20 protein-coding genes are annotated in these 24736 nt (G+C 56.0%); 9 read left to right on the top strand and 11 right to left on the bottom strand.

The genetic code is table 11. The features are described 5' to 3' along the window. Positions 1–30 precede the first annotated feature (30 nt). From OZ410_RS12045 to OZ410_RS12015, 7 genes are all read right to left on the bottom strand, one after another. Positions 31–2511, bottom strand: coding sequence for a TonB-dependent receptor (locus tag OZ410_RS12045; protein ID WP_277708220.1), 2481 nt, complete (start codon positions 2509–2511; stop codon positions 31–33). Positions 2512–2515: 4 nt separating this feature from the next. Next, the gene (locus tag OZ410_RS12040; RefSeq protein WP_277708219.1) at positions 2516–2986 is read right to left on the bottom strand and encodes a hypothetical protein; all 471 of its coding nucleotides are present in this window, start codon (positions 2984–2986) and stop codon (positions 2516–2518) included. Positions 2987–3085: 99 nt separating this feature from the next. Then, positions 3086–3433 (bottom strand): arsenate reductase (glutaredoxin), encoded by a 348-nt coding sequence (gene arsC / locus OZ410_RS12035; RefSeq protein ID WP_277708218.1) that lies wholly within the window; start codon positions 3431–3433, stop codon positions 3086–3088. Between the two features lie 10 nt (positions 3434–3443). Beyond that, a protein-coding gene (gene prfB / locus OZ410_RS12030; protein WP_277708217.1) for a peptide chain release factor 2 occupies positions 3444–4539 on the bottom strand; the annotation gives its coding sequence in 2 pieces (ribosomal slippage) (positions 3444–4484 and positions 4486–4539; 1095 coding nt in all). Positions 4540–4609: 70 nt separating this feature from the next. Then, positions 4610–5458, bottom strand: a complete 849-nt coding sequence (locus OZ410_RS12025) for a transglutaminase-like domain-containing protein (protein ID WP_277708216.1) — start codon at positions 5456–5458, stop codon at positions 4610–4612. A gap of 50 nt (positions 5459–5508) precedes the next feature. Continuing rightward, positions 5509–6453, bottom strand: coding sequence for an alpha-E domain-containing protein (locus OZ410_RS12020; RefSeq protein WP_277708215.1), 945 nt, complete (start codon positions 6451–6453; stop codon positions 5509–5511). Then, complete coding sequence (locus tag OZ410_RS12015) at positions 6443–7924, bottom strand: circularly permuted type 2 ATP-grasp protein (protein ID WP_277708214.1); 1482 nt, start codon at positions 7922–7924, stop codon at positions 6443–6445. Before OZ410_RS12015 ends, OZ410_RS12020 begins: the two co-directional genes overlap by 11 nt. Before the next feature lie 178 nt (positions 7925–8102). Here OZ410_RS12015 and OZ410_RS12010 point away from each other — a divergent pair, with 178 nt between their 5' ends. Then, on the top strand, positions 8103–10523 hold the full coding sequence (locus OZ410_RS12010) for a zinc-dependent metalloprotease (protein WP_277708213.1): 2421 nt from the start codon (positions 8103–8105) through the stop codon (positions 10521–10523). Next, entirely contained in the window at positions 10514–11542 is a 1029-nt protein-coding gene (locus tag OZ410_RS12005) for a threonine aldolase family protein (protein ID WP_277708212.1), read from the top strand. The genes OZ410_RS12010 and OZ410_RS12005 overlap by 10 nt, the downstream gene beginning before the upstream one ends. On the opposite strand, the gene OZ410_RS12000 is transcribed toward OZ410_RS12005, so the two are convergent. Beyond that, positions 11531–11848, bottom strand: coding sequence for a YegP family protein (locus OZ410_RS12000; protein ID WP_277708211.1), 318 nt, complete (start codon positions 11846–11848; stop codon positions 11531–11533). The genes OZ410_RS12005 and OZ410_RS12000 overlap by 12 nt on opposite strands. 3 nt (positions 11849–11851) lie before the next feature. After that, positions 11852–12178, bottom strand: coding sequence for a YbaB/EbfC family nucleoid-associated protein (locus OZ410_RS11995; RefSeq protein ID WP_277708210.1), 327 nt, complete (start codon positions 12176–12178; stop codon positions 11852–11854). A gap of 129 nt (positions 12179–12307) precedes the next feature. Between OZ410_RS11995 and OZ410_RS11990 the strand changes: the two genes are divergently transcribed. The 3 genes from OZ410_RS11990 to capB all read left to right on the top strand — a co-directional run bounded on the left by OZ410_RS11990 (position 12308) and on the right by capB (position 16896). Further along, on the top strand, positions 12308–14383 hold the full coding sequence (locus OZ410_RS11990) for a S9 family peptidase (protein ID WP_277708209.1): 2076 nt from the start codon (positions 12308–12310) through the stop codon (positions 14381–14383). Between the two features lie 56 nt (positions 14384–14439). Further along, entirely contained in the window at positions 14440–15480 is a 1041-nt protein-coding gene (capA, locus tag OZ410_RS11985; RefSeq protein WP_277708208.1) for a cysteate synthase, read from the top strand. A gap of 156 nt (positions 15481–15636) precedes the next feature. After that, positions 15637–16896: a cysteate-C-fatty acyltransferase gene (gene capB / locus OZ410_RS11980; protein WP_277708207.1), complete on the top strand. Its 1260-nt coding sequence runs from the start codon at positions 15637–15639 to the stop codon at positions 16894–16896. Between the two features lie 56 nt (positions 16897–16952). Here the strand turns inward: capB and OZ410_RS11975 are convergent, their stop codons facing one another. Together OZ410_RS11975 and OZ410_RS11970 are read right to left on the bottom strand one after the other, a co-directional pair. After that, positions 16953–18071: a GTP cyclohydrolase gene (locus OZ410_RS11975; protein WP_277708206.1), complete on the bottom strand. Its 1119-nt coding sequence runs from the start codon at positions 18069–18071 to the stop codon at positions 16953–16955. A gap of 70 nt (positions 18072–18141) precedes the next feature. Further along, the gene (locus tag OZ410_RS11970) at positions 18142–19191 is read right to left on the bottom strand and encodes a transporter (protein WP_277708205.1); all 1050 of its coding nucleotides are present in this window, start codon (positions 19189–19191) and stop codon (positions 18142–18144) included. Positions 19192–19269: 78 nt separating this feature from the next. Here OZ410_RS11970 and OZ410_RS11965 point away from each other — a divergent pair, with 78 nt between their 5' ends. Genes OZ410_RS11965 through OZ410_RS11950 form a run of 4 tightly spaced genes read left to right on the top strand, consistent with a single transcriptional unit; the run spans position 19270 to position 24725 of the window. Further along, complete coding sequence (locus OZ410_RS11965) at positions 19270–19527, top strand: DUF4834 domain-containing protein (RefSeq protein ID WP_277708204.1); 258 nt, start codon at positions 19270–19272, stop codon at positions 19525–19527. A gap of 19 nt (positions 19528–19546) precedes the next feature. Then, positions 19547–21985: a glycosyltransferase family protein gene (locus OZ410_RS11960; RefSeq protein WP_277708203.1), complete on the top strand. Its 2439-nt coding sequence runs from the start codon at positions 19547–19549 to the stop codon at positions 21983–21985. After that, entirely contained in the window at positions 21985–23271 is a 1287-nt protein-coding gene (locus tag OZ410_RS11955) for a glycosyltransferase family 4 protein (protein WP_277708202.1), read from the top strand. The genes OZ410_RS11960 and OZ410_RS11955 overlap by 1 nt, the downstream gene beginning before the upstream one ends. Further along, a complete protein-coding gene (locus OZ410_RS11950) occupies positions 23256–24725 on the top strand; it encodes a lipopolysaccharide biosynthesis protein (RefSeq protein ID WP_277708201.1) in 1470 nt (489 codons plus the stop codon). Before OZ410_RS11955 ends, OZ410_RS11950 begins: the two co-directional genes overlap by 16 nt. Positions 24726–24736: the final 11 nt, after the last annotated feature.

Here is a 24736-nt window from a genome sequence, read left to right as displayed (position 1 = left end):
CCCCGCTTTTCTTTTGTGGTGGGTTTTGGGTTAGCGGCCGAATTCGCCTTCGTCCTCCCCAAAGTCACGATCGCCACGACCCTCGCGTTTCTTGGCTTCGTTAAAGCGGTATACAAAGGCCAGGTTCACCTGGCGCACCCGCCACTGGAACTCGCTTTCCGAGGTAAAGAAAGGCGTCTGGGTAAAGGACTGCCGCTTGCGGGAATTCAGCAGGTCCTGGACGTTCAGGGTCAGGGTGCCATTGTTTTTAAGCACATCCTTGCTAAAGGCCAGGTTCAGGGAGAACAGGCCCTTGGTACGGGTCTGGGCGTTTTCATTCGGCCCGCGGTAGAAGGCATTGGTCTGCCATTCCACGGCCCCGGGCAGGGTTATCTTGGAGCCCAGGCGTGCAAACCAGCTGGTGTTTTTGGCCCCGTAATCCACCCCGTTAAAGAAGCCTTCCGTATCGAACTGGAAGATGTTCACGCTGGCATTCAGGCGCATCTTGCGCGACGGGTTATACAGCAGGCTGGCTTCCCCCCCGATGCGCTGGTTGGTGGCCAGGTTGATCGGGATGGAACGGACAATCTCAATCCCGTCCGTGGTGGTTTGGCCGGTCTCTTCCTGTACGCGGGAAAAGGCGTTGGTCTCCCGGGAATAATAGATGGAAGAACTCAGGGTGATTTTCTGCCAGCGCTTCAGGTAACCCACATCGAAGGTATGGGAGAAGGCCGGGTCCAGGTCCGGGTTTCCCTGGAAGATGTTGGTCCGCGAACTCCGGGAAGGGAAGGGGTTGATAAACCACCCCCGCGGCCGGTTGATTCGGCGGTTGTACCCCAGGGTGATGTTTTCCCGTTCGGCGATCTCGTAGATCAGGTTCACGGTGGGGAACAGCCCCAGGTAGTTCTTGTCGAAATTCAGGTCTACATCCACCCCCAGTTCGGCTTCCAGCTGGGCCGGATCGTACTCGGATTCAATGGCTCCCCTTAATTGGGTGTTTTCCAGGCGCAGCCCCATCAGGAAGGAAAACTTCCCGAATTTATTGCCATACTGGCTGTAGACAGCGTAAATGTCTTCGTTATAGGTGAATTTGTTGGTAAGGTTCTGGTTCACCACAAACTGTCCGCTGGCCTGGTCCAGGGAATCCAGGCGGTAATCCGTGATCTCCTCTTCCAGGTCAATGCGGAAGCCGGCTTCAAACTGGGAATCCTCCATGGGCAGTACATAATCCGCCTGGATGAGATACTCCATGGATTTTTCGTCTGCAAGCACATTCTCCAGGGCAATCAGGTCGTCCTGAGGGAAGGTGGTCCGCTCCTCGATCACGGAGTTCTGGTCTTCCATATCCCGGCCAATCTGCACATCTGCGGTAAGTTTGTGGCCGTCGTCGTTAAAATTGTTGATGTAGTTCAGGGCCCACTGGTAGCTGCGGTCGACCTCCTTCTGCACCTCTTCGCGCAGGGTGCGGCTGTCTGCGGTGCCGTCGTTAAAGCGCTCCGTGTTGTTGGTGGTACGGTCCTTGTCCGAGCCGCCCCGGAAGAAGAAACTTCCCGTAACACTGGATTGTTCGCTTAAGAAGACTTCCATCCCCACGTTGGCATTTACGCCCCGGTTCAGGCGGTCGGTGCGCCGGTCTTCGGTAATGCGGTCGAAAGCGCCGCCGTTGTAGGTGTTATCAAAGTAACCTTTACCCGGCCCTTCCCGGTAGCGGTAACCAATGGTGCTGAACAGGTTAAAGCCGTCCGTGCGCAGGTTTCCGTTGGCGGTTACCCCGGCATTCAGGGGGTCGCCCACAAAGGTGTTCACGGAGCCGTTAAAGCCCAGGGTCTTTTCCTTTTTCAGGACAATATTCAGGATCCCTGCCGTGCCTTCTGCATCGTATCGCGCGCTGGGGCTGGTAATGACCTCCACCCGTTCAATGGCATCTGCGGGCAGTTGCTGCAAGGCGTCAGTGGAACCGAACCCGGCCAGGGCGGAGGGCCGCCCGTTGATCAGGATGCGCACATTCTCATTGCCCCTCAGGCTAATGCCCCCTTCCACATCCACGTCCACGGAGGGTACGTTGTTCAGGGCGTCTGCAATGGTGGCCCCGCTGTTGGTGAGGTCCTTCCCGATGTTGTAGATTTTCTTGTCCAGCCGCACTTCCACCGTGGTGCGTTCGCCCACTACCTCTACAGCTTCCAGTTGGGTGGCATTAACCGACATGCGGATTACTCCGAGGTCCCGGGATTGGAACAGGCGCTGGTTGTCTTGTGAATAGGTGTTGTAGGAGATGTATTCAACCCGGATGTTGTAGACCCCGCGGGCGGCTTCCACTTCAAATTTACCGTCCAGGTCCGTGATCCCACCGGTTACTTTGGTGGGGTCTGCTGCGTCCTGCAGCACAATGGTGGCGTATTCCAGAGGCCTTCCTGTTTCCTGATCCAGCACCGTGCCGGTGAGTTTGATGTTTTCGGCGGGGCCGCCGCCTGGGCGTTGGGCCTGCAGGCCCAGGGAAGATACTGCCAGGAGCAGTAACAGGAAGTGTTTCATTCGTTTAGGATTTCGATTTTTTCTTTCGTTTTTCCTTCTTTTTAAACCGTTTTGCATCGTAACCATTTTCCTTAAGGGCCATCATTGCCTCGAATTTTTCGGGCGGCAGGCCTTGTTCCAATTCGGCCCGTTCGGCCTGCTCGATGTTTTCGAGGGCCTCCCGGGTTTGTTCAGGGGTCAATTCAAGGATTCGAAGTTCAATGCGCTGTTGTACGTACTTGGTCAGGGTTGCAGAGACTACTGCGGCTTCAAAGTCGTTTAATGCGGCTGCCTCGATAATCTGGGGCATAGCATCCTCAACAATTTCCTCCGCGGTTTTAGGCTCGGGCTTTTTGGCCGGGGTTTCGGCCTGGGGGATGGCATTCCGGCCATAATATCCGCCGTTTCCGTACCCCCCATATCCGTAACCGTATTGGGCCTCGGCTCCAAAAATTCCGCCCAAAAGGGCAAACAAAACGATTAGTCTCGATCTCATCTTGCGTTTGTTTAGATGGTTTAACCCACAGGGGGTTTAACCGGGTTTGGTTAAAACTTTGTTAATTCAACCGCAATGGATTGCGGCAGGTGTAAGTGCTTATTGGTCAATAAGTTTCGAAATGACATCCGCAGGGCGCGCCACAACGGCCCGTTTACCTGAAACCACCACGGGGCGTTCCATGAGTTTCGGGTGCTGGGCCATGGCACGGACCACTTCCTCGGGGCTCAGGTCCCGGCCCCGGAATGCTTCTTTCCAGATGGCTTCATTTTTCCGCACCAGGGCATCGGGTTCCATGCCGAGTTTACCCAGCAATTCAGAAAGCTCCGCAGCCGAGAGCGGGTGTTTCAGGTATTCCACGGTTTCGAAGGGAATGCCACGGCCTTCCAGCCATTGCAGGGCTTCCCGGGATTTCCGGCATCTGGGGTTGTGGTATACAGTGATCATCCGTACAGGTTTAAGGGGTATCGGTGGTCTGCTGGCCCATCATCATCAGGTAGGCCTTCAGGAAGCTATTGAGGTCTCCATCCATCACGGCGTCCACATTGCCGGTTTCCTCGCCTGTGCGGACGTCTTTCACCAGCTTATAGGGATGCATGACATAGTTGCGGATCTGGGAGCCCCATTCAATTTTCTTTTTGGAAGATTCAATGGCATCACGGGCTTCCTGCTTTTTGCGCAGCTCAATCTCGTAGAGCTGGGACCGCAGCATTTTCATGGCCGTGGCCCGGTTGTCGTGCTGGCTGCGGGAATCCGAACAACTGATCTGTATGCCCGTGGGCTTGTGCACCAGCTGTACCTTGGTCTCCACCTTGTTCACGTTCTGACCCCCGGCACCGCTGGAACGAGCCGTGGTGATCTCTATGTCGGAGGGGTTAATTTCGATTTCGATGGTATCGTCCACCAGGGGGTAAACATAGACCGAGGCAAAAGAGGTGTGCCGCTTGGCATTGCTGTCAAAAGGCGAAATGCGCACCAGTCGGTGGACCCCGTTTTCCCCCTTCAACCAGCCAAAGGCATAGTCGCCCTCAATCTCAAGGGTTACAGTTTTGATCCCGGCCACATCCCCTTCCTGGTAGTTGAGTTCCTTAACCTTATAGCCGTTTTTCTCCGCCCACATGATGTACATCCGCATGAGCATCGAGGCCCAATCGCAGCTTTCAGTTCCCCCGGCACCCGCGGTAATCTGTAGCACGGCCGTCAGGTCGTCCCCTTCCTCGGAAAGCATGTTGCGGAACTCCAGATCCTCAATGGCCCTTTCGGCTTTATCCAGGGCGCTTTCGGTTTCTTCCGCGCTCACTTCCCCGGCCTGCAGGAATTCCACAAAGACCTCGCATTCCCCGATCAGGGATTCGGCAGCCTCAAAGTCCTTCACCCAGTTCTTTTGGGTCTTGAGCTCCTTCATAAAGGCCTGCGCCTTTACCGGATCATCCCAAAAGCCGGGTTCCAGGGTTTTTTCTTCTTCGTTTTGGATTTCGATACGCTTGGCATCTATGTCAAAGATACCTCCTTAACGCGCCAAGGCGTTCCATAAGCGACTTGAATCTCTCCATCTTCGTGCGCTGATTTGAATTCGGCTGTAAAAGTAACGCGTTTTTGCGGAATTACCCACGCGGCCCTGGGCTATTGTTGGGATTGCACCTCCACCGCGTGGCGGCTCTCATTAGAACCCGGCCCGAAGAGAATACCCTTGATGGGGGCACAGTCTTCATAGTCACGTCCGTGGGCCACTTTGATGTGGTCGGTGGCGGCCAGCAGGTTGTTGGTCGGGTCAAAGCCCACCCATCCCAGCCCGGGCAACCAGGCCTCGGCCCAGGCATGCATCTGGGCATCCCCGAAAAAGCCGCGCCCCTGGTGCAGGTAGCCGGACACATAGCGCGCTGGCACCCCATACCGGCGGGCTATCCCGATAAAGAGGTGTGAAAAATCCTGGCAAACGCCCTTGCGCATATCCAGGATTTCCTTTAGGGTGGTACCCACATGGGTGACCCCGGGAGTGTACTGCAGGGTCTGGTACACCCAGGTGTTCAGAGCCTGCAGGTTTTCCAGTAACCCGGCCCCTGGCTGCAGGCAGAAGGCCTCCGCGTCCTTAGGCAGGCACGTCAGGGGCGTTTCTTTCAGGAAGGTGGCAAAAGCAATGCGGAAGGGCAGTTCGCCCAGGGTTTCGGGGTCAAAAAGGGGCGGGGGCTGGCCCTGGAAATCAAAAGGGTTTACCGGCGTTTTGGTGAGGCGGAAGGAGGCTTCAAAACGGATTTGTTGCAGCGCATAGCGGTTGCGGACCCTCAGGGCGGCAAACCCGAACCCATTGGTGGAAAGTTCCCAGGGTGCCCCAGCGCTGTTTTCAAACCGGATTTCCACCCCGGTCTGAGTCTCATTCTCTTCCGGGACGATCAAAAACTGCCAGGTGGCCTCAATAACGGGGTGCTCGTAGGTGTTTTCCGCCTGGTATCTGATGGTATAGGTTTCCGCCATAAATCGGGTTGGGGCTCAAAAGGGGTGAAGGTAGACCAAAATCCCAGAAATCAGTAGTGGAAAAACTCTTTTTCCATCTGGCTGCCGATGGCCGACAATTCGCTCAGGATATGGTCAATGAACGCCTGTACGTCGCCCTCCAGGTCCTCGATGCGCTTAAACTCGTATTCGGCCCGCACCTTGCCCACCAGAAAGGCCGTGGAGGCTTTGTCCTTGGCCCGCAGGGGATCCAGGGTAAGCACGTGTCGGTATACCTGGTTCAGGCTGTTCATCACAGAGCGGGGGCATTTGGGGTTCAAAATCAGAAATTCCAGGGTGGTCAGGCTGGTGGGCGTCTTTTTGTATAACCGCCGCATCATGTCGTAAGACTCCGCGCATTTAAGCAGGGTGGTCCATTCGTAACTGTTGCGGAAGCGGTCGCCGTACGATCCCAGGGATTTTTTGGCGTCGTTGTACTTGGCATTGATCATCCGCGTGACCTGCACCGCCCGTTCCATATTTACCCCCATCATGATGATGGCATAAATATCGTCGTGCAGCAAGGTACCCCTGATTTTCCCGCGCAGCACGGCCGTCATTTCCGTAACCTGGGTGGTGAAATCAAAAAGCCCGGTCTTGACGAATTTGCCCTTGGGGTACTCCACGGCAAAATGGTAGAACTTGTTGATGCTCTCATAGAGCTCCGTGGAAATCAGGTCCCGGGCGGAATGGCCATTTTCCCGCGCATAGAGGATGGAATTGCGCACCGAGGACGGGAATTCAGGGTCCAGCCCTACGCGGTAGAGCACGGCCTGTTCGTCCAGTTTGGCATCATCCGCGGCGGGTTCCCCGGCCATGAACAGGATGCTGCGCATCACAAAATCGCGGGTCTGGGAGCGGGAATTGGGCGCGTCCAGGGAGGAAAAATAATTCACGTTCATATACCGGGCCATGTGCTCCGCGCGCTCTATATAGCGGCCCATCCAGAATAGGTTATCTGCAACTCTAGCCAGCATGGTCGTCGTCTTTTTTGAGTACCCAGGTATCCTTGGAACCGCCGCCCTGGGAGGAGTTTACCACCAGGTTCCCCCGGCGGAGGGCTACCCGGGTCAGGCCCCCTTTAAGGACAAATTCCCGGTCCGGCCCCAGTACCGTAAAGGTTCTCAGGTCTACATGGCGTTGTTCAAAACTTTGGGTCTCTTCAATATAGGTGGGGTGAACGGACAGGGACATGATGGGCTGGGCCACATATTTCCTGGGGTGTTCCTTTACCGTGTTCCGCACGGTTTCCACCTCGGCATCGCTCAGGGTATTGCCAATGGAAATCCCGTATCCCCCGGCTTCGTCCACGGGTTTGATCACCAGTTCCCGTACGTGTTCCAATACATACTCCAGTTCTTCCGGCCGGCTGCAGTGGTAGGTGGGCACGTTACGCAGAATGGGATCTTCCCCCAGATAATAGCGGATGATTTCCGGCATATACGTGTAGACGGCCTTGTCGTCCGCCACCCCGGTGCCGGGGGCATTGGCGATCGTGACGTTCCCCTTGCGGTAAGCCGCAAACAGCCCGGGCACCCCCAGGGCGGAATCCTTCCGGAATTCCAGCGGGTCCATAAACAGGTCGTCTATACGGCGGTAGATCACATCCACCTTCTCCGGCCCGTGGATGGTCTTCATATATACAAAGTCGTTTTCCACAAAGAGGTCCCGGCCTTCCACCAGTTCCACGCCCATGGTCTTGGCCAGGTAGGAATGCTCGTAAAAGGCGGAGTTGTACATGCCCGGGGTTAACACCACGGTGGTAGGCGCATCTACACCATGGGGCTTGACTGTTTCCAGCAGGTCCAGCAGGTTTTCCGCATAATTGGTCACGGTATGCGCGTTGTAGTGGTTAAACACCCCAAACAGGGCGCGCTTCAGGGCGGTGCGGTTGCTCAGCACGTAACTGACCCCGGAAGGACACCGGATATTGTCCTCCAGCACGTAAAAATGCCCGTCCGTATGCCGGATCAGGTCCGTCCCGGAAATGTGGTTGTAAATGCCCCCTGGCGGGTCCAGGCCTTTCATTTGGTCCAGGTAGTTCGCCGAACTGGTAATCAAATCTACAGGCACAATCCCTTCTTTTAGGATATGCTGTTCGTGGTACAGATCCCAAAGAAAGGCATTCAGGGCCTTGCAGCGCTGGATAACCCCTTTCTCAATGTGGTCCCATTCCTCCGCCCCGATTATGCGCGGGAACAGGTCGAAGGGGAAGATTTTTTCGTTGGTTTTGTCATCCCCGTATACCCGGAAGGTGATCCCCTGGTTGTAGAAAGAGGCCTTGGCCCGGCTATTGAGGTCGTAATAGTCGTTAATAGAATGTTTGCCGTAAAGCTTCAGGAGCTTGCGGTATACCTTGGTAACCTTCCCCTGCTGGTTGTAGATTTCGTCGAACAGTTTCGGGTTCCGATCGTAGTCGGTAAAGATGTTTTTGGTCTTTGCTGCCATAGGAAGGCTTAAAATAAGGGCTGGAAGGGAAAAAGAAAAATCCTGTCCCGTATTTTTCCGAACTCCGCAATGCCTGCAGGCGCGGATCTCTGCTTTGCCCGGTCCCGCCACCGGATTTTTAGCGCATCCGCGTTTTATAGAAGGCGCATTTTGGCTAATTTTAGCGCAAAACCGACACATGAAAATAAAATTCCTCCTGCTGGGGCTGCTCCTGTCCCAGGCGGGCCTCTGGGCCCAGTTCTCCGAGAAAAAGGATTCCTACCAGAAATTTGAAGGCTACTTTAACTTTTATTACGATGCATCCCAGGACAAGATTTACCTGGAAATCGACAAGTTGAACCAGGAATTCCTCTATGTATACTCCCTCAGTAGCGGGATCGGCAGCAATGATATCGGGCTGGACCGCGGCCAGTTGGGAAATGAGCAAGTGGTGTATTTCCAAAAGGCCGGGAACAAAATCCTGCTGATGCAGCCCAATATGCAATACCGGGCCAATACGGACAATGCCCTGGAGCGGAAGTCCGTAGAACAGGCCTTTGCCCGGTCCGTGCGCTTTGGCTTTCCCATTGTGGAGACCATAGGGGACCACTACATCATAGACCTGACCCCTTACCTGATGCAGGATGCCCATGGGGTGGCGGCCAGGCTCAAGGCCCAGAAACAGGGTAATTACAGCCTGGACCCCAGCCGCAGCGCCCTGAACCTGGAGCGCACCAAGGCTTTCCCGAAGAATACGGAGCTGGATGTACTGCTCACGTTTAAAGGAGAACCCCAGGGAAGGCTCATCCGCTCGGTAACCCCGGATGCCCGGGCCGTAACCGTGGCCCAGCACCATTCCTTTATCGAATTGCCGGAGCCCGGGTTTGAGATGCGTGCCTTCGACCCCCGGAGCGGGGCCTATCCCTTTACCTATTACGATTATGCCACGCCGGTGGAAGAGCCCCTGGTCAAGCGGTTTATCCCCCGTCACCGCCTGGAGAAGAAAGATCCCGAAGCCGCGGTAAGTGAGGCTGTGGAGCCCATAATTTATTACCTGGATAACGGCACGCCCGAACCGGTGCGCTCGGCCCTGCTGGAAGGAGGGCGCTGGTGGAACCAGGCCTTCGAGGCCGCTGGCTTTAAAGATGCCTTTCAGGTAAAAATGCTCCCGGATGATGCCGACCCCATGGATGTGCGTTACAATGTAATCCAGTGGGTACACCGCTCTACCCGGGGCTGGAGCTACGGCAGCAGTGTGCAGGACCCGAGAACGGGCGAGATTATCAAAGGCCATGTAAGCCTGGGGAGCCTGCGCATCCGCCAGGACTATATGATTGCCCAGGCGCTGGCCCAGGCACCCTTTGCGTCTTCAGACGCCAATACATCCCCCATGCTGGAGATGGCGCTGGCCCGGATCCGGCAGTTATCTGCCCACGAAATTGGCCATACCCTGGGGTTTGCGCACAATTTTGCCGCCAGTACCAACAACCGAGCTTCGGTAATGGACTATCCCCATCCCTATGTGGCCCTGCAGGATGGACAGCCCGATTTTTCTCAGGCCTACGATACGGGTATTGGCGAATGGGATAAAGTAACGGTAGCCTATGCCTATTCGGATTTTCCCGAGGGCACCGAGGAATCCGGGGCCCTGAAAGCTATTCTGGACCAGGCCTCCCGGGATGGCCTTCGGTACATTTCCGATCAGGATGCCCGGGCAGCAGGGGGCTCCCATGCCTATGCCCACCTCTGGGATAACGGGGCCAGCGCCTCTGGGGAACTGCAGCGCGTTTTGCAGGTGCGCAAGGCTGCCATAACCCATTTTTCCCCGGATAACATCCGCAGCGGGGAACCTTATTCGGTCATGGAAGATGTTTTTGTTCCCCTGTATTTTTACCACCGCTACCAGACTGAGGCTGCTGTAAAAAGCATTGGCGGCATGGTTTATTCCTATGCCGTAAAAGGCGAAGCGGGCAAGCCCTGGGAAATGCTGGAACGCCCCCGGCAGCAGGAAGCCCTGGACGCGGTGCTTACCACCCTGAGCCCATCCACCCTGGCCATCCCCCAATCCCTGTTGCAGTGGTTTCCGCCCCGGGCAATGGGGTACCCGGCCACACGGGAATCCTTTAAGAACCGCACCGGTACCGCCTTCGATGCTCTGGCGGCAGCGGAAACCGCTTCGGACATGACCCTGGGGTTGTTGCTGCACCCCCAGCGGGCCTCCCGCCTGATCCAGCAAAAGAGCCTCGAGCCCGGGCAGCTTGGGTTGGACGAAGTACTGGATGCCCTCACCCATACGGTTTTCGGGACCACGGATAAAGATCCCTACCTACAGGGGGTACGCCAGGTAGTGCGTTTCCGCACCCTCTGGCACCTGTTGCAACTGGCCGCCCAGAAGGAGGTGCACCCCCAGGTTAATGCGCTGGCCTATGCAAAGCTGCGGGACCTGAAGGGTACCCTGTTGCGGAAGGACGCTACAGCGGAAGACCGGGAACTGGTACGCCGTATTGATGCCTTTATGGCCTACCCTGAAAAACTTGAAATCCCTGCAGTACCCCAAATCCCGGACGGTTCGCCCATCGGGATGAGTTGTGCTGACGAAACCGAAACCCCATGGAAGTAAACCTGATCAGCGATACGGTTACCTGTCCTTCCCCCGGCATGCTGGATGCCATGATGCAGGCCAGGGTAGGGGACGACGTCTTTAAGGAAGACCCCACCGTGAACGCCCTGGAAGAAAAAGCCGCCCAAATGTTCGGGAAGGAGGCGGCCCTGTTTTTCCCCAGCGGGACCATGGCCAACCAGACCGGGATTAAACTGCACACCCAGCCCGGAGACCAGCTTATTTGCGATAAATACGCCCACGTATACAATTATGAAGGGGGCGGGGTTAGCTTCAATAGCGGGGTTTCCTGTAAACTCGTAGATGGAGACCGGGGCATGATGGAAGCGCCCCAGGTAGAGGCGGCTGTAAACCCACCCGATTTCTACCACAGCCCGCGCACGCGGTTAGTCTGCATCGAGAACACCACCAACAAAGGGGGAGGGGCCTGCTGGGACATGGAAGAACTGGAGCGGATCCGGGAGGTCTGCAACCGACACGGGCTGGCCTACCACCTGGATGGTGCCCGGATCTGGAATGCCCTGGTGGCAACGGGGACTAAACCGGAACAGTACGGGGCCCTTTTCGATACCATTAGCGTGTGTTTGTCCAAAGGCTTGGGTTGCCCGGTGGGGTCCCTCCTGTTAGGGAGTAAGGCCGATATGGACCAGGCACTGCGAATCCGGAAAATCCTGGGCGGTGGCATGCGGCAGGCAGGCTATCTGGCTGCTGCTGGTATCTACGCCCTGGACCACCAGGTGGAAGATCTGGCCGAAGACCATCGCAAAGCAAGGGAAATTGGGGCGCTGCTGGAAGATAAGGCCTTTGTGAGCTACGTGGCCCCGGTGGAGACCAACATCGTGATTTTTGAGGTTTTTCAGGATCGGGTAACAGATACGGCCTTAAGTGCGCTCCTGGGCGAACAGGGCATCCGCCTGATCGGGATGGGGCAGGGCAAGCTCCGTATGGTCACCCACAGGGATTATACCCCGGCCATGCACGCCTACGTCCTGGAAGTACTGGACGGTTTAGAATTTTGAAGGGAGGTCTGCAAGCCCGTTCAGGGTGTTCTTGATACCGTTTTCCATTCCGGCTTCCGAGCTGTAGGCCTGGCTGTGGCCCAGGACGGCGCCCTCGGCATTTTTCAGGGCAAAGCGGAATTTGCCGTCGTGCCCGGTGGTGCGCTCTACAATGGCCGGGTTTTGCACCTGTGGGCGGAGCTGGGCTACCTGTTGCTGTACCGCTTCCGGATCGGGAAAGGGCACGCTTTCCAACAGGGGGTGCCCCTGCGGGCTTTTTACCACAAAGCTGTAGTGGCCAGCCTGGTCTTTTTTGATTTCCAGCATAACTTATTTAAACAACCCGTCCATCCCCGGGATTTGGGGCATGCCCTCCCGGGCCACGGCGCCCAGTTCGGCTTCCTGCACTTCCCCGGCCCGTGTGATGGCCTTATTGAGGGCCAGTATCAGAGTATCTGTAAGTTCTTCCCTGTCTTTCAGCAGGCGGTCGTCCAGGGTGATTTCCCGAACCTCCCGGTTGGCGGTAATGACTACGGTAACCGCCCCATTGCCAGCCGATTCTGTTACCAGTACCTGGTCCAGCCGCTTTTTGGTCTCCTCGATTTTCTTCCGGGTTTCCTTGAGTTTCCCCATCATCCCCATCATATCTCCGAACATAGGTGCGCTTTTGGGGTTGAAGTTACAAAATTCTCTGGCAGGTTGAACGCCGTGCCGGGCTGGGGAACGCCTGTCTCCAGTTTCCATTTAAGTGCTATTTTTGCCCCCTGACTGCTAATTCCTGCTTCCATGACCGAAAAACGTCAGCCCCCGCGGGCGGAGAAAAGACCCCACACCCTGGAGTGCCATGGGGATGTCCGCACCGATAACTACTTCTGGCTGAACCAGCGGGAAGATCCCGGGGTATTGGCCTACCTGGAGGCCGAAAATGATTATTACAAGGCCTGTACGGCTCATACGGCAGCGTTCCAGCAGGAACTTTTTGAAGAGATGAAAGGGCGTATTAAGGAGGACGACCAGTCTGTGCCCTACCGCTATCAGGGGTACTGGTACATTACCCGGTATGCAACCGGGATGGAATACCCGATCTATACCCGGCACAAGGAATACCTGGAGGCCCCGGAGGAAATCATGTTTAACGCCAATACCATGGCAGAAGGGCATGCCTACTTCAACCTGCGGGGGATATCCGTAAGCCCGGACAACCGCCTGGCCGCCTTTGGGGTGGATACGGTATCCCGCAGGCAATACACCATCCGCATTAAGAACCTGGAGACGGGGGAGTGCTACCCCGAAGCCCTGGAAAACACCACCGGGAGTTCGGTATGGGCCGCAGACAACAAAACCCTCTTCTATACCCGGAAAGACCCGCAAACCCTGCGTTCGGACCGGATTTACAAGCATGTGCTGGGCACCCCGGTATCCGAGGATGTACTGGTGTACCAGGAAGAAGACCCCACGTTCAACACCTATGTCTACAAATCCAAGAGCCAGCAGTATGTCATTATCGGGGCCTTCAGTACCCTGACCTCGGAGTACCGCATCCTGCCGGCCAATCAACCCGAAGCGGAATTCCGGGTTTTTTCGCCCCGCGAACGGGGAGTGGAATATTCCATTTACCATTACGATGGTACCTTTTACATCCTGACCAACAAGGACGGGGCCACCAACTTCAAGGTGATGAAAACCCCCGAGCACCAGACGGAAAGCCGGTACTGGCAGGAGTTTATCCCCCACCGGAAATCCGTGCTGCTGGAAGACCTGGAAATATTCCGGGAGTATTATGTGGTCTGTGAACGGGACAACGGCCTGAACCGCCTGCAGATAAACCGCTGGGATGGTGCGGGATCCTATTACATCCCCTTTGAAAGCGAGACCTATGTGGCCTATCCCTACATTAATCTGGATTACGACACCACCACCCTGAGGATGGTCTACAATGCCATGACCACCCCATACAGCATCGTGGACTACGATATGCAGTCCCGTGAATGGAAGGTGGTGAAGGAACAGGAAGTCCTTGGGGGGACCTTCCATAAAGAAAACTACCGTTCTCAACGGGTATGGGCCCCTGCTGCCGACGGGACGCGCATCCCCATTTCCCTGGTATACCATAAGGATACGCCCCTGGACGGCAGCAGCCCTTTGCTGCAGTATGGTTACGGCGCATACGGCAGTACCACGGACCCCTATTTTTCCACGGTGCGCCTGAGCCTGCTGGACCGGGGTTTTATCTATGCCATAGCACACATCAGGGGTGGGGAATACCTGGGGCGACCCTGGTATGAAGCCGGCCGTTTGCAGCATAAGATGAACTCCTTCACCGATTTTATTGATTGTTCCCGATTTTTAATCGCATCTCGGTATACTTCGGCAGCGCACCTGTATGCGTACGGGGGTTCCGCCGGGGGGCTGCTAATGGGCGCTGTGGTTAACCTGGCCCCGGAACTCTACCATGGGATCGTGGCGGCAGTGCCCTTTGTGGACGTGGTAACCACCATGCTGGACGATACCATCCCCCTGACCACGGGCGAATACGACGAGTGGGGGAATCCATCCGATCCCGAAGCCTATGCCTGCATGCTATCGTATTCGCCTTACGACAATGTAAAAGCACAGGCATACCCCCATATGCTGGTGACTACCGGGCTGCATGACTCTCAGGTACAATACTGGGAACCGGCCAAATGGGTGGCTAAACTCCGGGATATAAAGAGGGACGAAAACCTGTTGTATCTCTATACCAACCTGGATGCGGGGCACGGGGGCGCTTCCGGTCGTTTTGAGGCCCTGAAAGAGACGGCTATGGAATATGCCTTCCTCCTGGATTTGGAGGGAAAAACCCCACGGTCCGAAAAAAAGTAGTACTTTTGACCCCGTAGCCGGACATGTTTCATGTCTTCCGAGCCTAACCAAACACTATGGAACGAGAGATCAAGGCCTACAACAATATCCTGGAACTTATTGGCAAAACCCCCCTGGTTCGCTTGAACCGGATGACCGAGGACTTTGAGGGGGAATTTTTCGCGAAACTGGAAGCCTTTAATCCCGGGCATTCGGCCAAGGACCGTATTGCGCACTTCATCATTGAAGAAGCCGAGCGCAGCGGGCTGCTCCACCCCGGGAGCACCATTATCGAAACCACCTCGGGAAATACGGGCTTCAGCCTGGCGATGGTGAGCATCATCAAAGGGTACGAATGCATCCTTGCGGTGAGTTCCAAATCCTCCAAGGACAAAATCGATATGTTGCGGTCTATGGGGGCCACCGTATACGTTTGTCCCGCCCACGTAAGCGCGGACGACCCCAGGTCCTACTACCAGGTGGCCAGGCGGCTGCACGAGGAAACCAAGGGTTCCATCTACATCAACCAATACTTCAACGCTTTTAATATTGAGGCGCACTACCGTACCACCGGCCCGGAGATCTGGGAACAAACCGGGGGGCAGATCACCCATCTGGTGGCCTGCAGCGGCACCGGGGGTACCATTTCCGGTACGGCCCGTTTCCTGAAGGAGCAAAATCCGGACATCCGCATCATTGGGGTGGACGCCTATGGTTCCGTGCTGAAGAAATACCACGAAACCGGCGAACTCGATACGGAGGAAATTTACCCGTACCGCATTGAGGGGCTGGGCAAAAACCTGATTCCCGATGCGACTGACTTTAAGAGCATTGACGAGTTCATCAAGGTTACCGACGAAGAAAGTGCCCATATGTCCCGCCACCTGTGCAAAACAGAAGGCATTTTTGCCGGATACACCAGCGGTGCGGCCATGCAGGCCGTGAAGCAGCTGAGCGAAGCCGGGGAATTTGCCCCGGATAGCAAGGTGGTTGTGATCTTCCCGGACCACGGATCCCGTTACATGAGCAAGGTCTACAGCGACCAGTGGATGGAGGATCAGGGCTTTTTCGACAGCAAAAACGTTGCCGAAGCGCGCAAGATCCAGTTTGTGAAATAGGTATGGCCCAAAGGGTCTGACCTATAGCTTTTCCATTGGGATTTTTTGTGATTCCTACCCATTTTTCTGTACTTTTGCCCGTGGATTTACCCGGAGGGCCCGAATCGTTTTTGAACGGCTTTTCCGGCAGGGGTCCGAGTTACCAAGCTAAGCTACATGAGAGATTTATTCGATCGGATTATCGAAAATAAAGGCCCGCTGGGCCGCTGGGCATCCCAGGCTGAAGGGTATTTTGTATTCCCGAAACTGGAAGGGCCCATTTCCAACCGCATGAAATTCCAGGGGAAAGAGGTTATCACCTGGAGTATTAACGACTACCTGGGGCTGGCCAACCGCCCGGAAATCAAAAAGGTAGATGCCGATGCCGCCCTGGAATTCGGAGCGGCCTATCCGATGGGCGCCCGGATGATGAGTGGTCATACCGTGCACCACGAACAACTGGAACGGGAACTGGCCGAATTTGTCAATAAGGAATCTGCCTATTTGCTGAATTTCGGTTATCAGGGCATTATGTCGGCTATCGATGCCCTGGTATCTAAAGACGACATCATTGTCTACGACGTAGACTCCCATGCCTGCATTATTGACGGGGTGCGTCTGCACATGGGCAAGCGTTTTACCTTTAAACATAACGATATCGAATCCCTGGAGAAGAACCTGGACCGGGCCACCAAAATGGCAGAACAGACCGGTGGCGGGATTCTGGTGATCTCCGAAGGCGTATTCGGTATGCGGGGTGAGCAGGGCAAACTCAAGGAGATTGTGGCCCTGAAGCAAAAGTTCAATTTCCGCTTGCTGGTAGACGATGCCCACGGCTTCGGGACTTTGGGTAAGACTGGTGCCGGTGCCGGGGAAGAGCAAGGGGTGCAGGATGACATTGACGTGTACTTTGCCACCTTTGCCAAATCCATGGCGGGCATAGGCGCCTTCCTGGCGGCAGACAAGGAAATCATCGATTACCTGAAATACAACCTGCGCTCCCAGATGTTTGCGAAGTCCCTGCCCATGATCTATGTGAAGGGGGCCCTGAAACGCCTGGAGATGCTCCGCACTATGCCGGAGCTCAAGGCCAAGTTGTGGGAAAATGTAAATGCCCTGCAAAACGGACTCAAGGAACGCGGTTTCGACATCGGGAACACCAGCAGCTGTGTAACCCCGGTATACCTGAACGGCAGTATCCCCGAGGCCATGGCCCTGGTGAAGGACCTGCGCGAAAATTACGGGATCTTCTGTTCCATTGTGGTTTACCCGGTCATCCCCAAAGGCCTGATCCTGCTGCGGATGATCCCGACCGCCACACATACGGCCGAAGATATAGAGGAAACCCTGGAGGCCTTCTCTTCCATCCGCGAGCGGCTGGAGAACGGGACCTACAAGCGCCTGTCTGCTGCCGTGGCAGCAGCCATGGGGGAGTAACCGCCCGATAACAAATTCAAAGCCCGGCATTGGCCGGGCTTTTTTATGGTATGGGTTTAGAGGGGTTTCCGATAGGTTTTCCGCCTTTTGTATACCACGGGGTCAAAGTGCTTCCACATCTGTTGGATGGCGATGTTGTCCGCCAGTTCCGGGGTACGGTAGCACATTTCCACCTTTCTTTTCTGAAAGACCTGGTAGTACTCGTTAAAAATAATGGAGGTAAGCCCCTTGTTCTGGTATTCGGGCAGGATCCCGATCAGGTAGAAAATGGCATCCCGGTTGTGTTTTCTCGCCCGAAGCAGGTGGAAGATCCCCATAGGGAATAGCTTGCCCCTTGCCTTTTGCAGTGCCCTGGAGAAACTGGGCATTACCACGGCAAAGGCCACCAGCCGGTCCTGGGCGTCCACAATGAATTTGATGTATTCCGGGTTGATGAAATTCAGGTATTTCTTCTTGAAATATTCCTTCTGGGCCTCCGAGATCGGCACGAAGGAGGAGAGGCGCGCGTAGGTACTGTTAAACAGCTCAAACATCTGATCTACCCAGGGCATAATCTCCTCAGTGCGGGTAAAGTTTAACGGCCTAAGGTTATAGCGCTTGCGAATCAGCCCCTCCAGGCGGTCAAATAGCTTGGGGTCTGCATTGGCGGCTGGAAACTTGCTCTCCACAAATTCCTTTTCGGGGGTAAAGCCCAGGGCTTCCAGATGGGCGGGATAATAGGCATGGTTGTACCAGGTTACCATGGTGCCGATATGGTCAAACCCTTCGGTTAACACCCCTACCTTGTCCAGGTTTGAAAACCCGACGGGCCCTTCCATGTACTCCAAACCGTGCTGCTTCCCGATACGGGCTACTTCTTCCAGCAGGGCCTTGCTGATTTCCGGGTCGTCCTCGAAATCAAACCATCCGAACCGCATTTTGGGCAGCCCCATGGAGCGCACTTCGGTCCAATTTATGATGGCCGCTACGCGGCCTACCACCCGTTTGCCCCGGTAAGCCAGGAAATACCGGGCCTCGGCCTGTTCAAAGACCGGATTGACCTTGGCGTCAAGCGTTTGCAGTTCATCCCGGATGATAGGGGGTACCCAGTACGGGGACCCGGCATACAGCCTAAAGGGAAAACGGACAAAGGCTTTCATGTCCTGATTGGACCGGGCCTCTCTGATTTGGATCATAGACGGGTTTTACCGCCTCAATATTAGGAAACTTTGGGCACAGAATAAAGGGCCGGGAGCAGAAACTCGCCTAAGGCGCCTGGAAATCCCAATCGGTGTCTGGTTGCGACTTTTTGCGCTTTTTGTTGCGCTTGGCAGCGCGTTTCTGGCTGCGGCGTTCGCTCTTGGACAATTTAGCCGAACGCCGCATGGCGCCCCGTCCGATATTGTCCGAATCCCCGTTGTTGATCAGGGGGTCCTTGTGGTTGTCGATACGGTAGGAAATGCCCGATCCGAAGAAGATCCGGCTGGGGGTGCTTTTAAAGCTGGCGCCCAGCAGGAAATCGGCCTGGAAGTTGGGGCCGATCAGGTAGGCTATCCCGCCCCGCAACAGTGCGTCCGAGTAGCGGTCGCTCTGTATGCCCTGGTTTTCCAGAAAGGTACTCCACTTGGGGTTTCGGAAAGCATGGGACAGGGAGATGATATAGCTCCATTCCGGAAAATCCGTCCCAATACGGTCGTAGGCGATGTTGGTGATCAGGACAAAGCGGGGCGAAAGCCGACTCTGCGTAGAGACCATAGCCCTGGGGGAAAACGTGGGTTCTCCCGGGTAAAACGGATTATCCCCCAGCACAAAATTGGCCCCGGCATATACGGCTACCGAAGGAATCAGGTTTTTCAGGCGAAATACGTTGTTGGCCCTCCAGCTGTATAGGTTGGGCTTATTGCGTTCCGGATCCTTGTAGCGGTCGTAAAGCAGGTACTTCAGGCCTACGCGGTTTCGGTAAAAATCCGTGAAGCGTTCGCTGGTCCCCGTGTTGTTAAAGGTGATGTTCTGGCTCTGGAAAATCCCTTCCCACTGGAGTTCCAGGGACTCGAACAACAATCCGTAGCGCAGGGCAACGTCCAGGCCCAAAATGCCGGATTCCGTGTCCAGCAGGGAGTGGTCCTGCTGTTCGATCAGCAGGCCGGCCTCGGCCTGTATCACCCCGCGGCCCACCGCATACGCCCCGTTGGCCTTACCGGGCCGGTTGGAGTTGATCACATCGGTGTACTGGGCCTGCAGCCCGTGAAAGGCAGCCATGAAGACAAACAGCAGCAGGAGGGAAACCGGGAAACGGGATCGCTGGAAACGCGCCATATTTAAATTTAATTTAGGACTTTTCTACGCCTATTACAACGACGGAATTGTACTTTTGATATACAAAGCGTCCAGAAAATGGGTATTTTGCAGACCGTACTGATCGTATTCCTGGTGTACTATGCCCTGGTTTTACTGGGGCGGATCCTGAGGCCCTGGCTTCGGGCCTATGCCCGAAAAAAGGCCGAAGCGTATTTTGGACAGGCCTTTGGAAACCAGCCCTCCGGGGAAGATACCGAGCCGGTGGGCAAGGTTACTGTGCAGCAGAAACCGGATCGAAAACCCAGAAGCACCGAAAAAGTTGGGGAATACATCGCGTACGAAGAAATCGATTAAAACCCGCCATAACCCGCCGATGAACCGTCGTTTCCAGCAGCTGATCACCCATTTCTTTGTTCTCGTATTTTTTGCCCTGGCCGCCCTGGCTTATTTCCATCCGGTATTGCAGGGCAAGGTCATTTACCAATCGGATATTGTGCAATACCGGGGTATGGCCAAGGAGCAGACGGATTTCCGGGACCGCACCGGGGAAGAGCCCTACTGGACCAACAGCGCCTTTGGGGGCATGCCCACCTATCAGCTTGGGGCCCGTTACCCCCACGACTATGTGAAGCAGCTGGACCGGCTGATTCGATTTTTGCCGCGCCCGGCAGATTACCTATTCCTGTATTTCCTGGGCTTTTACATCCTGATGTGCTGCATGAAGGTAGACACCCGCTGGGCCGTGTTGGGCGCCCTGGCTTATGGGTTTTCCACCTACATGATCATTATCCTGGGGGTTGGGCATAATGCCAAAGCCCATGCCCTGGGCTATCTGCCGGCATTGCTGGGGGGCATAATCCTGGTCTTCCGCGGGAAATACCTTTGGGGCTTTGTGCTCACTGCTATCGCCATGGCCCTTGAAGTGCAGGCCAACCACTACCAGATGACGTATTACTTTATGCTACTGGTACTGGTGCTGGGCCTGGTATATATAATAGATGCGGTACGCAAGCGGCGTCTCGGCCATTTTTTCGCCTCGGTAGGCCTGTTAGTCCTGGCGGTCTCTCTTGGGATTTTATCCAATGCCACTGCCCTGATGGCTACGCGGGAATACGCCCAATGGAGTACACGGGGCCCGTCTTCCCTTACGGTAAACCCGGATGGCAGCCCGAAGGTCGCTACAGACGGCCTGGACAGGGAATACATCACCCAGTACAGTTACGGGATTTCCGAGTCGCTCAATTTGCTGGTCCCCAGGCTTTTCGGGGGCGCCTCGGTAGAGCGCCTGGGCGCAGATTCCAAGACCTATGCCTTTTTGGTGGAGCAGGGCGTACCCCGATCCCAGGCTCTGGAGTTCACCGAATCCCTGCCCATGTACTGGGGGCAGCAACCCGGAGTGGCCGCCCCGGCCTACGTAGGGGCCGTGGTGCTATTCCTGTTCTTTTTGGGCATCCTGCTGGTGCGGGGCCGCGCCCGCTGGTGGCTGGTTGGCGGGTTTCTCCTTTCCCTCGTGCTTTCCTGGGGGAAGAATTTCCCGGCCCTGACCAATGCCATGATTGACTATTTCCCGCTGTACAACAAGTTCAGGGCAGTGTCTTCCATACAGGTGATCCTGGAACTCTGCGCTCCCATTCTGGCCGTGCTGGCGGTACGGCAGTGGGTGAGCGTCAAGGTGCCGGAGGCGACTAAGAAGCAAAACCTGGCTATTGCCTTCCTGACCCTTACCGGCCTTTCCCTTGCCCTGGTAGCCCTGCGCTCCGGGTTTGATTTTGCCGCGGGGAACGACGAAATCCTGAAGCGGTATTTTTCGGGGGAACTGGTAGATCTGATCCGGGCAGACCGGCGGGCGGTATACCTGCAAGACACCTTCCGTTCCTGGGTATATATAGCCCTGACCGCCCTTTTGCTGTGGCTCTCCATGAAAGGGAAATTACGGCAAAATGCCCTGGCCGTGGGCCTGGGCCTGTTGCTTGTGGCAGACCTGGTAGGGGTAGACCGCAGGTATGTGAATACCCTGGATTTTGTGCCGGCCCGGCGCATGAATGCGCCTATTTCCCGTAGCCAGGTAGACCAGTTAATCCTGCAGGACACCACAGTCTACAGGGTTTTGAACGTTTCCGAAGGCTTGAACGGTGCCCGGACCTCATATTTTCACCACTCCCTGGGCGGGTATCACGCCGCCAAGCCCCAACGCCTACAGGACCTTTTTGAGTTCCATATCTACAAGGACCACCGGGGGGTGCTCAACATGCTCAATACCAAGTACCTGATCCAGCCGGACGAGGAAGGCACACCCAGCGTGGCCCTGAACCCTGATGCCCTGGGCAATGCCTGGTTTGTTTCGCGCCTGACACCCGTGGATAACGCGGACCAGGCCATACTGGCCCTGGACACCCTAAATGTGGCACGGGAGGCTGTGGTTAACCGACTGGATTTTCCCGGGCAGCGAAAGGCAGATTTTGCCGTAGATTCCACTGCTGGTATCCATCTGGAATCCTATGCCCCCAATACGTTGGTTTATAAATCCACCAACTCCCACCCGGGACTAGCTGTGTTTTCAGAAATGTACTACCCAGAAGGCTGGCAGGCCTACCTGGACGGGCAACCGCGCCCGCATTTCCGGGTGAACTATACCCTGAGGGCCATGGAAGTCCCTGCAGGGGAACACACCATCGAATTCCGGTTCCGGCCCGGGGTGGTGCGCAAAGGGGCAACGCTTTCCCTGGCCGGATCCCTGGGGCTTGGCCTGGTATTCCTGGCCGCCCTGGTATACTCGTGGCTGGGCCGCAGGCCCCGTAAGGAAGTATCGTAATGCGAAAGGTCCTGATCATTACCTATTACTGGCCGCCGGCAGGCGGGCCCGGGGTACAGCGCTGGCTGTATTTTGTCCGCTACCTGGCCGGAATGGGAATACAGCCGGTATTATTCCTCCCAGAGCACCCGCATTACCCCTTGCAGGATCCTGAACTGGAAGCCCTGGTGCCGGAAGGGATATCTGTTTACCGCAGCAGCTTTTGGGAGCCCTATCGCCTGGCTGCCCTGTTGGGGCGCAAAACAACCCATAGGGTAAGTGCCGGGATGATTGACAAAAAAGACCCAGGATGGGCCGAACGCCTGATGCGCTGGATCCGCGGGAATTTCTTTATCCCGGATGCACGGCGCTTCTGGATCAGACCGGCCCTGCAAAAACTCCCCGCCATCCTGGAAAAGGAACGGCCGGACTGGGTGATTACCACCGGGCCACCCCACAGCCTGCACCTGATCGGGTTGGGGTTGAAAAAAAGGTTGGATATCCGATGGGCTGCGGATTTCCGCGATCCCTGGACGGGGATTGGATACCATGATTTTATGTTTCCGGGCAGCCGCGCCCGCCGCAGGCACCGGGATTTTGAACGGCAGGTCCTTCAGCATGCCAACGTGGTGATCACCACCAGCCGCAAAACGGCAGAATCCTTCCGGGAGCAGACTGCGGTTCCCGTACATGTGGTGACCAATGGCTATAACCATACCCCGGCCTCCGGAGACCAGCCGGAGGGCCCGTTCCGTATTGTGCACACGGGCTCCCTGCTGGGCGGCAGGAATCCCGAAAACCTGTGGGCCGTCCTGCAGGAGCTGTTGCAGGAGGAGGCCGGGCTTGTCCGGGACCTGCGCCTGGAGTTCACCGGCCTGGTCAGTGCAGAAGTGCGGCAGTCCCTGGAAACAGCCGGGCTTAATGCCTACAGCAATTTCCACCCCTATGTTCCCCATAAGCAGGCGATGGCCCAAATGCGGGAAGCCCAGGTGCTGCTATTGCCGGAGATCGACAGTGCGCAAACCCGGGAAATCCTGCCCGGCAAACTCTTTGAATACATGGCAGCCGCCCGCCCCATCCTGGCTATCGGGCCAGATGGTTGGGAGGCCGCCCAGCTGGTGGAAGAAACCGGCTGTGGGGTGGCTTTTACCTACCAGGAAAGGGCAACCCTGAAAGCTCACCTAAGGAAGTGGTACCAGGCCTATAAGGCCGGGGCCCTGAGAGGAGATCCGCCGCGAATTGAGGGGTATCACCGCAAGGCCCTTACCGAGAAACTCGTAAATGAAGTATTATGGGTATCGTCCTGAGGCAATCCATCATCAACACCCTGCTCACCTATGCCGGGTTTGCATTGGGCGCGCTCAATACCCTTTTCCTGTATACGCGCCTGCTCACGGAGGTGCAGTTTGGGCTGGTTGGGGTTATCCTTTCCACAGCGGCCCTGCTAATGCCCGTCCTGGCGTTCGGGATCCCCAATACCCTCATCCGCTATTTCCCCGCCTACCAGGGCACCCCCCAGGCCAATGGGTTTCTCACCCTGATGTTGCTGTTGCCCTTGCTTACCGTGGTGCCGCTTGGGCTTTGCCTGGGCCTGGCCCGGGAAGTGGTGGCCGCCTTCCTGTCGCGCGAGAATACGGTGGTAGGGGGGTATGTCTGGCATATCTTTGCCATTGGGCTGGCCATGGGCTATTTCGAAGTATTCTTTGCCTGGAGCAAGGCCTGTTTGAAATCGGCCTGGGGCACCTTCCTCAAGGAGGTATTTGCCCGCCTTGGGGTTACCTTGCTGCTGCTGGCCCTGTATCTGGACGCGATAGGGGTGGAAGTCTTTTTGCTATCCCTGGTGGGGCTGTATCTGCTGCGGACGTTCTGGATGGCTACCTACGCCCTGCGCCTGCAGCCGGTGCGCCTGCGCCTGCAAATCCCTGATGGCTCCCGCGACATGATCCGCTACAGTGCCCTGATCCTTATCGGGGGCTCGGTTTCTGTCTTGTTGCTGGAAATTGACCGGTTCATGATCAACCAGTACATCCGGATCGAAAACGTAGCCTATTACACCGTATCGATTTTTATCGCCACGGTAATCATTGTGCCGCTCCGGGCCATGCATCAGATTACCTATCCCCTTACGTCCCGTATGGTTCACGAAGGGGACCTGAAGGCCCTGTCCGCCTTGTATAAACGGAGTTCCCTGGGGTTATTCCTGGTTTCCGGGCTTATCTATTTGCTGATCCTCCTAAACCTGGACGACCTTTATGCCATGCTCCCGGAGAATTACCGGGGCGGTTTCCAAATCGTTTTGCTGATTGGCGGGGCCAAGCTGCTGGAATCCCTGCTGAGTATCAACAGCGCTATCCTCTATAATTCTCCCTATTACCGCACCCTGCTGTGGATGGGGGTGTTGCTGGCGACTGGCACTGTGGTGCTGAATATGTACTTTATTCCTATATGGGGTATCTTCGGGGCAGCCCTGGCCACCTTCCTGGCCGTAGCCCTTTACAGTCTGGTCAAGTTGTGGTTTGTGTACCGCAAATACCGGATGTGGCCTTTTAGTACGGGAACCCTACGGGTTTTCCTGCTAGGGGTATTTACCTGGGCTCTGTTTTTCCGCCTGGAGTTTTATTTCCACCCCCTGGTGAATATTGCCCTGAAGAGTTTGCTGGTGTGCCTGCTGTATCTGGGGGCCGCTTTGCGGCTACGGCTTTCGGAGGACCTGAATGCCGCGGTTTCCCGTTTCTTCCAAAAAAGGACCCCGGGTGCATAATATACACCTCG

The organism is Robiginitalea aestuariiviva, from assembly GCF_029537735.1.
In the GTDB taxonomy this organism is placed as follows: Bacteria; Bacteroidota; Bacteroidia; order Flavobacteriales; family Flavobacteriaceae; genus Robiginitalea; species Robiginitalea aestuariiviva.
The sequence above is the reverse complement of the archived record's forward strand: the minus strand, read 5'-3'. Positions and strand labels throughout refer to the sequence as shown.